Origin of the sequence: Klebsiella sp. ME-303 (genome assembly GCF_007910085.1) — a bacterium.
Taxonomy (GTDB): Bacteria; Pseudomonadota; Gammaproteobacteria; order Enterobacterales; family Enterobacteriaceae; genus Klebsiella; species Klebsiella michiganensis.
The window spans coordinates 72,671-85,803 of the sequence record NZ_VOJB01000072.1 but is presented as its reverse complement, the minus strand read 5'-3'; the positions used below and the strand labels follow the sequence as shown (position 1 = coordinate 85,803).

The 13,133-nt window shown below is 57.6% G+C and carries 10 protein-coding genes and 1 tRNA gene; 7 read left to right on the top strand and 4 right to left on the bottom strand.

What is annotated here, in order from left to right:
* The first annotated feature begins 36 nt into the window (after positions 1–36).
* Together rpoD and FQK12_RS11140 are read left to right on the top strand one after the other, a co-directional pair.
* Positions 37–1,881 (top strand): RNA polymerase sigma factor RpoD, encoded by a 1,845-nt coding sequence (rpoD, locus tag FQK12_RS11145; protein WP_004105908.1) that lies wholly within the window; start codon positions 37–39, stop codon positions 1,879–1,881.
* Between the two features lie 244 nt (positions 1,882–2,125).
* A complete protein-coding gene (locus tag FQK12_RS11140) occupies positions 2,126–2,788 on the top strand; it encodes a TetR/AcrR family transcriptional regulator (protein WP_014226899.1) in 663 nt (220 codons plus the stop codon).
* A 69-nt stretch (positions 2,789–2,857) separates the two neighbouring features.
* Here the strand turns inward: FQK12_RS11140 and mug are convergent, their stop codons facing one another.
* Positions 2,858–3,364, bottom strand: coding sequence for a G/U mismatch-specific DNA glycosylase (mug, locus tag FQK12_RS11135; protein ID WP_009651862.1), 507 nt, complete (start codon positions 3,362–3,364; stop codon positions 2,858–2,860).
* Between the two features lie 124 nt (positions 3,365–3,488).
* On the opposite strand from mug, the gene FQK12_RS11130 reads away from it, so the two are divergent.
* Positions 3,489–3,564: transfer RNA gene (locus tag FQK12_RS11130), tRNA-Ile, on the top strand.
* A 94-nt stretch (positions 3,565–3,658) separates the two neighbouring features.
* Here FQK12_RS11130 and FQK12_RS11125 read toward each other — a convergent pair.
* The 3 genes from FQK12_RS11125 to FQK12_RS11115 form a co-directional block, all read right to left on the bottom strand.
* The gene (locus FQK12_RS11125) at positions 3,659–3,982 is read right to left on the bottom strand and encodes a DUF1889 family protein (RefSeq protein ID WP_071532228.1); all 324 of its coding nucleotides are present in this window, start codon (positions 3,980–3,982) and stop codon (positions 3,659–3,661) included.
* Between the two features lie 139 nt (positions 3,983–4,121).
* The gene (gene dhaR / locus FQK12_RS11120; RefSeq protein ID WP_014226900.1) at positions 4,122–6,035 is read right to left on the bottom strand and encodes a dihydroxyacetone kinase operon transcriptional regulator DhaR; all 1,914 of its coding nucleotides are present in this window, start codon (positions 6,033–6,035) and stop codon (positions 4,122–4,124) included.
* A 104-nt stretch (positions 6,036–6,139) separates the two neighbouring features.
* Positions 6,140–7,237 carry a glycerol dehydrogenase gene (locus FQK12_RS11115; protein ID WP_009651847.1) on the bottom strand — a complete coding sequence of 366 codons (1,098 nt, stop codon included), beginning with the start codon at positions 7,235–7,237 and terminating at the stop codon, positions 6,140–6,142.
* 596 nt (positions 7,238–7,833) lie between these two features.
* Here FQK12_RS11115 and dhaK point away from each other — a divergent pair.
* From dhaK to FQK12_RS11095, 4 genes are all read left to right on the top strand, one after another.
* Positions 7,834–8,904: a dihydroxyacetone kinase subunit DhaK gene (dhaK, locus tag FQK12_RS11110; protein WP_009651831.1), complete on the top strand. Its 1,071-nt coding sequence runs from the start codon at positions 7,834–7,836 to the stop codon at positions 8,902–8,904.
* A gap of 11 nt (positions 8,905–8,915) precedes the next feature.
* The gene (dhaL, locus tag FQK12_RS11105; protein ID WP_014226902.1) at positions 8,916–9,548 is read left to right on the top strand and encodes a dihydroxyacetone kinase subunit DhaL; all 633 of its coding nucleotides are present in this window, start codon (positions 8,916–8,918) and stop codon (positions 9,546–9,548) included.
* A gap of 10 nt (positions 9,549–9,558) precedes the next feature.
* Positions 9,559–10,977 carry a dihydroxyacetone kinase phosphoryl donor subunit DhaM gene (gene dhaM, locus FQK12_RS11100; protein WP_014226903.1) on the top strand — a complete coding sequence of 473 codons (1,419 nt, stop codon included), beginning with the start codon at positions 9,559–9,561 and terminating at the stop codon, positions 10,975–10,977.
* Positions 10,978–11,044: 67 nt separating this feature from the next.
* Positions 11,045–12,694: a glycerone kinase gene (locus tag FQK12_RS11095; RefSeq protein ID WP_014839591.1), complete on the top strand. Its 1,650-nt coding sequence runs from the start codon at positions 11,045–11,047 to the stop codon at positions 12,692–12,694.
* Positions 12,695–13,133 lie beyond the last annotated feature (439 nt).

Sequence of the window (13,133 nt, the reverse complement as noted above, 5' to 3'; positions counted from 1 at the left end):
ACACCAATCAAACGAATTAAGTGTGGATACCGTCTTATGGAGCAAAACCCGCAGTCACAGCTGAAGCTTCTTGTCCAACGTGGTAAGGAGCAAGGCTATCTGACCTATGCCGAGGTCAATGACCATCTGCCGGAAGATATCGTCGACTCCGACCAGATCGAAGACATCATCCAAATGATCAACGACATGGGCATTCAGGTGATGGAAGAAGCACCGGATGCCGATGATCTTTTGCTTGCTGAAACGAACAACAATACTGACGAAGATGCGGAAGAAGCTGCGGCGCAGGTTCTCTCCAGCGTTGAGTCTGAAATCGGACGCACAACCGACCCGGTGCGCATGTACATGCGTGAAATGGGTACCGTCGAACTGCTGACGCGCGAAGGCGAAATCGACATCGCTAAACGTATCGAAGACGGTATTAACCAGGTTCAGTGCTCGGTGGCTGAATACCCTGAAGCGATCACCTATCTGCTGGAGCAGTACGATCGCGTTGAAGCGGAAGAAGCGCGTCTGTCCGATCTGATCACCGGTTTTGTCGACCCGAACGCCGAAGAAGATATGGCGCCAACGGCGACGCACGTCGGTTCTGAACTCTCTCAGGAAGAGATGGATGACGACGAAGACGAAGATGAAGAAGAAGACGACGACAGCAGCGATGACGACAACAGCATCGACCCCGAGCTGGCGCGCGAGAAATTCGCCGAGCTGCGTACGCAGTACGAACTGACCCGCGACACCATCAAAGCGAAAGGTCGTAGCCACGCCGCAGCGCAGGAAGAGATCCTCAAGCTGTCCGAAGTGTTCAAACAGTTCCGTCTGGTACCGAAGCAGTTCGATTACCTGGTTAACAGCATGCGTATCATGATGGATCGCGTTCGTACTCAAGAACGTATCATCATGAAGCTGTGCGTTGAGCAGTGCAAAATGCCGAAGAAAAACTTCATCACTCTGTTCACCGGCAACGAAACCAGCGAAACCTGGTTCAATGCGGCCATCGCCATGAACAAGCCGTGGTCAGAGAAGCTGCTTGACGTGAAAGAAGACGTTCAGCGCGGCCTGATGAAACTGCAGCAGATTGAACAAGAGACCGGCCTGACCATCGAGCAGGTAAAAGATATCAACCGTCGTATGTCCATCGGTGAAGCGAAAGCGCGCCGTGCGAAGAAAGAGATGGTTGAAGCGAACCTGCGTCTGGTTATCTCGATCGCCAAGAAATACACCAACCGCGGTCTGCAGTTCCTCGATCTGATCCAGGAAGGCAACATCGGTCTGATGAAGGCGGTTGATAAGTTTGAATACCGCCGCGGCTACAAGTTCTCCACCTACGCAACCTGGTGGATCCGTCAGGCGATCACCCGCTCTATCGCAGACCAGGCGCGCACCATCCGTATTCCGGTGCATATGATTGAGACTATCAACAAGCTCAACCGTATTTCCCGCCAGATGCTGCAGGAGATGGGCCGCGAGCCGACGCCGGAAGAGCTGGCCGAACGCATGCTGATGCCGGAAGACAAAATTCGTAAGGTGCTGAAAATCGCCAAAGAGCCTATCTCCATGGAAACGCCGATTGGCGACGATGAAGATTCGCATCTGGGAGATTTCATCGAGGATAACACCCTCGAGCTGCCGCTGGACTCTGCCACCACCGAGAGCCTGCGCGCCGCCACCCACGACGTTCTGGCTGGCCTGACCGCCCGTGAAGCGAAAGTCCTGCGTATGCGCTTTGGTATCGACATGAATACCGATCACACGCTGGAAGAAGTGGGTAAACAGTTTGACGTAACCCGCGAACGTATTCGTCAGATCGAAGCGAAGGCGCTGCGTAAACTGCGCCATCCGAGCCGTTCTGAAGTGCTGCGTAGCTTCCTCGACGATTAATTATCGCCGCGTCCCCTGAAAAGCCAGTCACATGACTGGCTTTTTTTATGCCTAAGCAGAAACCATTTATTTAATAAATATTAAAACCCCAATATAAAACCCATCAATATATATCCAGGTCTTATTCTTATTATTTATTTATGTGCCATTAAACCGCTGGACTCATAGTTTTACGATTGTACTATTGGTTGGTTGATGGAGCGTATTTACGCCTAAAACCGCAGGCAAATCATAGGGAAATGAAATGAATAGCAAGCGTAAAATTCAGCTGGCTGATTTTAATAGAACGGTTATTTTAACCACCGCTAATACATTATTTCTAAGCCGTGGAATAGAAAGTACCACCATGGATGAGATCGCACATGAAGCCGGTTTTAGTAAAACCACGCTTTATACCTATTTCGACAATAAAAAGGATATTCTGGATCATCTTATCCTGGAGGTAATGGCGCGTTTCTATCAGGAGCTCATACCAATCGCCAATAGGCAAAATTCATTTCGCGAATTTTATCGCGAGCTGTGCCATGCGCTGATGGCTCTCCACGAAACAAGCCTTGCCTACTTTTCCGCGATAGCCGGGAAGATCGCCTGTTCTGAAAAAATCACTAAAAACAATAAAGCGTTGAAAAATATCGCTATGACTGGAGAACAGATCCACCAGATTATCGCAAAGCGAATCACAGACGCCGCCGAAAAAAAAGAGATTGGATTAAGTGCTCCCGTCGCGGACGTCATGATGCTGTTCTGGCTCTGCCTGACCGGGCTAGTGGAAAAGTCCTCGTACAGAGAAGAATGTCTTTTACGTCGCCTTGAGAAAGACCGTAAAGCCTTTCTCGACTTCGCTTTTGACGCCCTCTTATTCATGATAGAAAAAGGGAATATTAGCGATTGCGAAAAAGCTGACTAAAGCCTCAGGCTTAAGCCAGCCGCCGACGACCGGGGTGAAAGCCGTAACCCCTTTGTCGTCGGAAATGCATTAAAGCCCTCGCGTGGCCAGCGCCTCGTCAAGCTCCCGGTAGGCCTCCACCAGTTTATCCAGCGTCGCCCGGTTGAGGCCACTGGGATTCGGCAGCACCCACACTTCCGTCGCCCCAATGGTCACCTGCTGCTTGCCCCATTTTACGCCGCGCACCTGAAACGCTTTCTCGAAGGCCTGTTTACCCAGGATCGCCAGCGCGCGCGGCTGATACTCTTCCATTTTTCTGACCAGTTCACGGCCACCATCGCGGAGCTCCAGCAGCTCAACCTCGCTGGCCTGCACCGTCGGGCGTTCGACGAGCATCGTGATCCCGCAGCGGGTATCCAGCAGCTGGAGTTCCTCCTCGGGTTTCAGAAGACGGTCGGTAAAGCCGGCCTGGTGAATCACTTTCCAGAAGCGATTGCCCGGATGGGCGAAATGAAAACCGGTATGGGCGGAAGACTTCCCCGGATTGATACCGCAAAAGACCACCCGCAGGTCCGGCGCCAGAATATCGTTGATCATGTTTTCCCCAGCTCAATGCCTAAAAGGTAATTATAAAGGATTGAAAATGCGTTGTTTATAAAAACAGCAGGCGTGATTTTTAGGCTGGATTGCGGGGAACAGTTACTTTATAATCCCTCGCCACGGCCCCTTAGCTCAGTGGTTAGAGCAGGCGACTCATAATCGCTTGGTCGCTGGTTCAAGTCCAGCAGGGGCCACCAGATACAGCAGGGCTGACGAAAAATCGTCAGCCCTTTTGCATTGTGCGGCCCCCTCGGGGCGCCGCAGCTTAACGTGAGGTTCGCGACAGGCGGCTTACACCAGCGCCTGCAGCTGTTCGCGCATATAGACGGTGAAGAATTCCGGGTTTTTAATGACGATCCGGTTACCGGAGGCAATTTTTTCCGCCCAGCCGGCCACTTTTTCCGTGAACCCGGCATCCCATCCCTCCTTTTCACCCCGGGCCATGACGTCGGCAGGATTTGCCGGTACGCCCAGTTCATGCAAATACTTCAAAATTCCCTTAGCGGTACTTTCATCCATAGTATTCGGCACCGACAACGATGTGTTCATACCACCAATAAAATCCAGGGCTTTATCGATTGCTGTTGGCATACTCTTATCCTTAAAATTAACCACGTAATGAACATGATGACACTATGGACCCATCTTCGCCGGGATATCAAAGAGATCGTTGCCTTTCTTTGATTCAGACCGCAGCTAAACGCTTGCGTGGTGCTTTTCTGCTCGACTATTTCGTACCATTCCTCACAGGAAACTACTCCATACGTCCGCGCTTAAACTGGCCGGCATCGATATCGTACTGTTTCATTTTTCGCCACAGCGTGGTGCGGCCAATATTCAGCAGCTGCGCCATCTCCTGCACCCGTCCGCTGGTCACCCGGGCGGCATGGATAATCGCTTCTTTCTCAATGGCGCTAAAGGTCAGGCTGGCGGGCAGCAGCGAGGAGCCCGCGTCGGCGCCGGGCCGCTCGGCAAACAGATATTCCGGCAAATTACTCAGCCGGATATGGCCGTTATCGCTGCTAATGGCGATATTTTCAATCACGCTGTTCAGCTCAAAATCGTTGCCCGGCCAGGAGTAGGCCACCAGCTGCGCCAGCGCATCGTCATCCATTTTCAGCCGCGAGGAAAAGCGCTTTTCCAGGCTCTTAAGGCGATTGTGCACCAGCGAAGGAATACTGTTACGCCGCGCGCGCAGCGGTGGGATAACGATTTCAAAGGAGTGCAGCGCGTAGTAAAGCTGGCGGCTAAAGCGGTTTTGCTCCACCAGATTGGCAAGATCGACGGTGGTGGTGGCGATCACTTTAACGTCTACCGGAATCAAGCGGCGGGCATCCAGACGGGTTAAAACCCCCTGCTTGATCACCTGCAGCAGCGCGGACTGCAGCTCCGGCGCCAGGTATTCGATTTTTTCCAGAAACAGCGTCCCGCCGTTGGCCAGCTCAAGACGGCTAAGGCGGCCGTTTTCATCGTCCGTCGGCGCGCTGCCCATAAAATCCTGGCCCAGGACGCTGTCGGCATACAGCTGACAGTTGACCGCGATATACGGCCCGCCGCCCCGCTCGCTCTCATTGTGAATCGCCTGGCTGAGCAACTCCTTACCCACCCCCTCTTCACCGCACAGCAGCACCGGGAAAGCGCCGCGCGCCGCCTGGCGGCCAAAGTGAATCAGCCGCCGGGTTTCCGGGTCGTCCGCCGACATCTGTTCAAAGGTATGGCTCACTTTGCCAAGCTGGCTGGTCATCAGCTGGCGCATCTGCTCGACCGGATGCAGCAGCAGAATGAAACTGTTGCCCTGCTCTTCAACGATTGGCTTGAGCGTAATCACGGCGTCGACAAACTGATGCTGGCTTTCGAAGGTGACCTCCACATGGTTCAGCCCGCGCGCGTGCTTAATGGCACGACGCAGCAGGGCCGGCAGCGTCACCAGTTCATTGATGTTTTTCCCCTGGCTGGCCTGGGCATCAAGGTGCAGCAGCGTCGCGGCCTGCACGTTCAGAAACTGCAAAATCCCCTGCTCGTTCCACGCCATCACCCCGTCATCCATGCTCTCCAGCAGACCGTACATCTGGTTAAGATGGCGATTCGACTCGGCCAGCAGGCTATCAGTGAGCAGCGAGTTGCCGACTTCCCGGGCGATAGCCAGGGTCAGGGAGAGGTCAGGCGAAGCCTGTTCTTCCGTCAGACAGCACAGGGAAATGGAACCGAACAGACGCCCGTGGTTATCAAACACCGGCGTGGAGCTAAACGACCATCCGTGCAGCGCATGTTTAAAATGCTCCTCGCCCGTCGTTTTGACTGGCTGCCCGAGCATGGAGGCCAGCGAAAGCGCGCAGCTGCCGATAATGCTTTCCGCGCAGTAGCTGCCGTCACGAAATCCCAGCGCCGCCAGCTGGTCGAGGGTCTGCGGATCGCCGCAGCGGCTAAGAATACAGGCGGACTCATCGAGGATGAACAGCGCGCAGGGGCGGTTATCCATAAACTCCCAGGCATCCTCCAGCGCCGCCTGACCAATCGTCAACAGCGCGGTCTTGCGCCGACAAATCGATTCAAACGTCAGCCCCTGCGCCTGATGCGGCGTCTGCCAGGTTTCCCGCTGCATAAACTTGCTGCAGCGATGCCACGACTGGGTTATCACCAAAGGAAAGCTCTGAGTCTGCGCAGTCATATCCCTATCCGCTGTTTCATAAACGACAACCCCTCCGGCGGCTACCGCCAGAGGGGGAGAAAACGTCTCATCGCTAAAATGAGACGGGGCAGATCGACGCTAAATTAGCGCGCCAGCCACTGCTGTCCGAGCAGGTCGGCGGTCAGAATCGCCGCATGCACGCTCTGCGCGCTGACCGGGAACGGCATGTTATGAATGGTTTCACCTTCCGCGCAGGTCGCTTTGGCGACTGCCTGAATTTTCTCATCGATGCCCTCTTTAACGCCCATTTGCGCCAGCGTAACCGGCAGCCCGACGGTATGGCAGAAGTTCAGCACCGTTTCGATCTCTTCCATCGGGCTATTTTGCAGCACCAGCTGCGCCAGGGTACCAAACGCCACTTTCTCACCATGGTACAGATGGTGGCACTCTTCGAGGATGGTGAAACCGTTGTGAATGGCGTGCGCGGCGGCCAGACCGCTACTTTCAAAGCCGATACCGCTGAGGTAGGTATTCGCTTCAACGATACGTTCCAGCGCATCGGTCACCACGCCGGCCTGGGCGGCGAGGCGGGCTTTTTCGCCTTCCGCCAGCAGCGTATCATAGCACAGGCGCGCCAGGCTCAGCGCCGCTGCCGTCGACTGACCGCCCGCCATGCTGGTGGCTCTGGCGTCATAGCAGGCCCTGGCTTCAAACCAGGTTGAAAGCGCATCCCCCATCCCGGCTACCAGCAGGCGCACCGGCGCTTTAGCGATAATCGCCGTATCCATCACCACCATGTCCGGGTTTTTCGGGTAGATCAGATACTCTTCAAATTCGCCGGCTTCGGTGTAGATAACCGACAGCGCGCTGGTTGGCGCATCGGTGGAAGCGATCGTCGGGATCACCACCACCGGTAGCTTCTGGTAGTAGCCAATGGCTTTCGCCGTATCGAGCGTCTTGCCGCCGCCGATGCCCACCACGCCGCGGCAGCCGTGCTGTTTCAGAATGGCGATCAGGCGATTGATCTCAACGTGGCTGCATTCGCCGTTGAAGCGCTCCGCATGGCAGCTGATATTATGGCTGTGCAAACCTTCCAGCACTTTCTCTCCCGCCAGCTTCATCACGAAGTCATCGGCAATCACGAAAAAGCTGTCCGCCAGGTTTTTGGCGTATTGCCCAAACAGCGTGGATGCATCTGGTCCCTGGAGATATTTGGCTGGAGATTGAATAACTTTTAGCATTCCGTTCACCCTCAAATAAGTGCATGTTTTGACATGATGAGCCCCGGTGTTTCTCCGTCCGGCCTTACATCAAAGGCGGGGACGAAAGCGCTACCTGAGCGATGCCATCACTGTAGGGCGAGCCGCGGGCAAAAAAATCTTTCCCCTTTTTGTCCCGATATGAAACAGGACATAAATTTTATTGTTTCATATTGAAACATGAATTCATGTGAAACGATGGGATTGCGATCTCGATCCGCCCCTTTGGCGCAAAAGAAGGTCACCAACCGGACGATCGTCGACGTTTTTCACCACCACGGGCGGCAAGAAGGGGCAAAATTATTTCTCTGAGCGGGCTTTCCACGCTGATGAAGCGAGGTGAAAGAGGCGCCTTACTTCGCATTTTTCCCTTTCCTTGCGCAAAAATGTTTCATTAAGGAACAAAAATTAATAATTACGTTTCGTAATGAAACTCATTTTATGGCGATTTTTTTTCCCGCCAACTCAGCCAGAATCAATACATCGCCCGATATCGCATATCGTCAGGCGGTACCCCTACACGATGACCGCCTCCGTCAGCAGAGAGGCCGCATCGAAACTCCGACGGAGCATAAACAATGAAAAAACTGATTAACCGTGTCGAAGATGTCCTGAGTGAACAACTGGCTGGCCTGGCAAAAGCCCACCCTGAACTGACGCTACACCAGGATCCGGTCTACGTCACCCGCGCCGATGCGCCGGTGGCCGGGAAAGTGGCGCTGCTCTCCGGCGGCGGCAGCGGCCACGAGCCGATGCACTGCGGCTATATTGGCCAGGGCATGCTTTCCGGGGCCTGCCCGGGAGAAATTTTCACCTCCCCGACGCCGGATAAAATGTTTGAGTGCGCCATGACCATCGACGGCGGCGAAGGCGTGCTGCTGATTATCAAAAACTACACCGGCGATATTCTTAACTTCGAAACCGCCACCGAGTTGCTGCACGAAAGCGGCGTCAAGGTTACCACCGTGGTAGTCGATGACGACGTGGCGGTGAAGGACAGCCTCTATACCGCCGGGCGGCGCGGCGTGGCGAATACCGTGCTGATTGAAAAACTGGTGGGCGCGGCCGCCGAACGCGGCGACTCGCTGGAAGCCTGCGCCGAACTGGGGCGCAAGCTCAACAACCTCGGCCACTCTATCGGCATCGCGCTCGGCGCCTGCACCGTTCCGGCCGCCGGGCAACCCTCATTCGAACTGCAGGACGATGAGATGGAGTTCGGCGTCGGCATTCACGGCGAACCGGGCATCGACCGCCGCCGCTTCACCTCTCTCGATCGCACCGTTGACGAAATGTTCGATACCCTGCTGGAAAACGGCGCCTATAGCCGCACGCTGCGCCACTGGGACAACGTGAAAGGCGCGTGGCAGGAGGTCACGCAGACCAAGCAGGCGCTGCAAAAAGGCGATCGGGTTATCGCGCTGGTCAACAACCTCGGCGCCACGCCGCTGTCCGAACTCTACGGCGTCTATAACCGTCTGACGCAGCGCTGCGAGGAGGCCGGTATCGTTATCGCGCGCAACCTTATCGGCAGCTACTGTACCTCTCTGGATATGGTGGGCTTTTCCATCACCCTGCTAAAGGCCGATGAAGAGACGCTGGCATTATGGGACGCCCCGGTCCACACCCCGGCGCTGAACTGGGGCAAATAAGGAGCAACGACATGTCATTAAGCAGAACGCAAATCGTAGACTGGCTCTATCGCTGCGGCGATATCTTCACCAAAGAGAGCGATTTTTTGACCGGTCTGGACCGGGAAATCGGCGATGCCGACCACGGCCTGAATATGCATCGCGGTTTTAGCAAGGTGGTAGAAAAGCTGCCGTCGATTGCCGATAAAGACATTGGTTTTATTCTTAAAAATACCGGTATGACGCTGCTCTCCAACGTCGGCGGGGCCAGCGGCCCGCTGTTCGGCACCTTCTTTATTCGCGCCGCTCAGGTGACCCAGGCCCACCAGAGCCTGACCCTGGAGGAGCTCTATCAGACCTTTCGCGAAGGCGCGGAAGGGGTGGTGAATCGCGGCAAAGCCGAGCCTGGCGATAAAACCATGTGCGACGTCTGGCTGCCGGTGGTGGAATCGTTGCGCCAGTCCAGCGAACAGCACCTGTCGATACCAGGCGCCCTTGATGCTGCCTGCGAACAGGCGCAAGCCGCCGTCCACGCCACAATCGCCATGCAGGCTCGCAAAGGGCGGGCCAGCTACCTGGGCGAACGCAGCATCGGGCACCAGGATCCGGGCGCGACCTCGGTGATGTTGATGGTTCAGATGCTGGCCGCAGCGGCCAAAGAGTAAGGAAAACGCGATGGTAAACCTGGTTATTGTTTCTCATAGCGCCCGTCTGGGCGAAGGTGTCGGAGAACTGGCCCGGCAGATGTTAATGAACGATGGCTGTAAGCTGGCGATCGCCGCCGGAATTGACGATCCCGCCAGTCCGATCGGCACCGATCCCATTAAGGTTATGGAAGCTATCGAGTCCGTCGCCGACGCCGATCATATCCTGGTGATGATGGATATCGGCAGCGCCCTGCTGAGCGCCGAAACCGCGCTGGATCTCCTCGATCCGGCCATTGCGGCTAAGGTTCGCCTGTGCGCGGCGCCGCTGGTAGAAGGGACTCTGGCGGCGACGGTGAGCGCCGCCGCCGGAGCCGGCATCGACAAGGTGATCGAAGACGCCATGAACGCGCTGGAGGCAAAACGCGTACAGCTGGGGTTACCATCGCAACCGCAACACGCTTCGCTGACCGCCGCGCCGGTCGACGACCGCGACGCGCGCTCGGTTTCCGTGGTGATTCAAAACCACAACGGACTGCACGTTCGCCCGGCGTCAAAGCTGGTCGCCGCGCTGGCGGGATTCAATGCCGACCTGGTGCTGGAGAAAGGGGGTAAATGCGTCACGCCGGACAGCCTCAACCAAATCGCCCTGCTTCAGGTGCGCCGAAACGATACCTTAAGGCTGCTTGCCCGCGGCCCGGACGCCGACGCCGCGCTGGCGGCGTTCCAGGCGCTGGCGGCGGAGAACTTCGGCGAGCCAACGGAGGCGGCGCCCGCGCGTCGGCCCGCCAGCGCCGACCGCGTTGAGGGTAAGGTCGTGCTTTATCCCCAGCCGCAGGACAGGATCTCGCGGGAAACGAGCGCCGCCATCGGCCAGCAGCAGCTGCGGCTGAAACGGGCCATCGACCGGACGCTGGAAGACCTTAGCGCGCTGACGACTCTGGCAGAGGCGACGTTTTCCGCCGACATCGCGGCGATCTTCTCCGGGCATCATACCCTGCTCGATGACCCTGATTTATACGCAGCGGCGTGCGACATCATACGCGACGAGCAGTGCAGCGCGGCGTGGGCCTGGCAACAGGTGCTGAGCGATTTAAGCCAACAATATCGCCATCTCGACGATGCTTACCTGCAGGCGCGCTATATTGATATTGAAGATATTTTGCACCGCACGCTGCGTCACCTTAACGAGCGCAATGAAGCGCTGCCGCAGTTTAGCGCGCCTTCGATCCTCGTTGCCGACGATATCTTCCCTTCTACCGTCCTGCAGCTTAACGCAGAGCAGGTGAAGGGGATCTGCCTGCAGGCCGGCAGCGAGCTCTCTCACGGCGCCATTATCGCCCGCCAGGCAGGTATTGCGATGCTGTGCCAGCAGAGCGATGCCCTGACGCTGCAAGATGGCGAGAACGTCATCCTTGATATTCCCGGCAAACGCGTGATTCGCGGCTAACCTGCCCTAACCTTTCCGCCCCGGAGGCTGTCCCCTCCGGGAACTCGCTTAACTTTCAGGATCCGTTATGTCTCAATTCTTTTTTAATCAGCGCGCCAACCTCGTCAACGAAGTGATTGAAGGGACCATTATCGCCAGCCCGTGGAACAACCTGGCGCGGCTGGAGAGCGATCCCGCCATTCGCGTGGTGGTGCGTCGCGATCTCGACAAAAACAACGTGGCGGTAATCTCCGGCGGCGGTTCCGGTCACGAACCGGCCCACGCGGGCTTTGTCGGTAAAGGCATGCTGACCGCCGCCGTCTGCGGCGATCTGTTTGCCTCGCCGAGCGTCGATGCGGTGCTGACCGCCATCCAGGCCGTGACCGGCGATGCCGGATGCCTGCTGATCGTCAAGAACTACACCGGCGATCGTCTGAACTTCGGCCTCGCCGCGGAGAAAGCGCGCCGTATGGGCTATAACGTCGAGATGCTGATCGTTGGCGATGATATTTCACTGCCGGATAACAAACATCCGCGCGGCATTGCCGGGACGATTCTGGTGCATAAAGTGGCCGGCTACTTCGCCGAACGCGGCCACAATCTGGCAACCGTGCTGCGCGAAGCGCAGTATGCCGCCAGACACACCTTCAGCCTCGGCCTGGCCCTTTCCAGTTGTCATCTGCCGCAGGATGCGGAAACGACTCCGCGCCATCATCCGGACCAGGCCGAGCTGGGGATGGGGATCCACGGCGAACCGGGCGCTTCGGTTATCGCTACGCAGAACAGCGCGGAAATCGTTACGCTGATGGTAGAGAAGCTCAGCGCCGCCCTGCCGGAAACCGGCCGCCTGGCGGTGATGATCAATAATCTCGGCGGCGTGTCGATTGCCGAAATGGCGATTTTGACCCGCGAGCTGGCCAATACTGCGCTGCATCAGCGTATCGACTGGCTGATAGGTCCGGCGTCGCTGGTCACCGCGCTGGATATGAAAGGCTTCTCCCTCACCGCCATCGTGCTGGAAGAGAGCATTGAGAAGGCGCTGCTTTCCGCGGTAGAAACCGCCGGCTGGCAGACGCCGGTACAGCCGCGCGCGGTCAGCGTGATGCCATCATCGCTGCGCAGTACGCGGGTGGAGTTTGCGCCCTCGGAGAACAGCGAAGTTGCGGGCTACGTGGAACGGGTGACCGGCACGCTGTCCGGGCTGGAAGCAGACCTTAACGCGCTGGATGCGAAAGTCGGCGACGGCGATACCGGCTCCACCTTCGCCGCCGGCGCGCGCGACATCGCCGACTTACTTCAGCGTCGTCAGCTGCCGCTGGCTAACCTCGCCACGCTGTTTGCCCTGATTGGCGAGCGTCTGACGGTTGTGATGGGCGGCTCCAGCGGCGTGCTGATGTCGATTTTCTTTACCGCCGCCGGGCAGAAGCTGGAACAGGGGGCAAGCGTCGCCGAAGCATTAAACGCCGGTCTGGCGCAGATGAAGTTTTACGGCGGTGCGGATGAAGGCGACCGGACCATGATTGACGCCCTGCAGCCGGCGCTCACGGCGCTGCTGGCCGAACCGGATAACCTGCAGGCGGCTTTCGCCGCGGCCCAGGCGGGCGCGGATCGTACGCTTCACGCCAGCAAAGCGGGCGCCGGGCGCGCATCGTATCTGAACAGCGATAGCCTGCGCGGCAATATGGACCCCGGCGCCCACGCGGTGGCCATGGTATTTAAAGCGCTGGCGCAGAAATAGTCTCCCCTGCTCGCGCTGCGCTTAGCAGGGCTACAGGTCACCCTCGTCTGCGGGCTAGTCGCCCGGACAGATGCGCAGCATCGCCTCCGGGAAAATCAGCCACTCTGCGCGCTGCTCCCGGGGGCGGCGCTTAACGCGCCTTGCCCGGGCTACGAGTTCCCCCTCGTCTGCGGACCGGTCGCCCGGGCAGATGCGCAGCATCGCCTCCGGAAAATTCAGCTACTCTGCGCGCTGCTCCCGGGGGCGGCCCTTAACGCGCCTTGCCCGGGCTACGGGTTCACCACCACCTGCGGGTCTGGTAGCCCGGACAGATGCGCAGCATCGCCTCCGGGAAAATCGGCCACTCTGCGCTCTGCTCCCGGGGGCGGCGCTTAACGCGCCTTGCCCGGGCTACGGGTTCCCCCTCGTCTGCGGACCGGTCGCCCGGGCAGATGCGCAG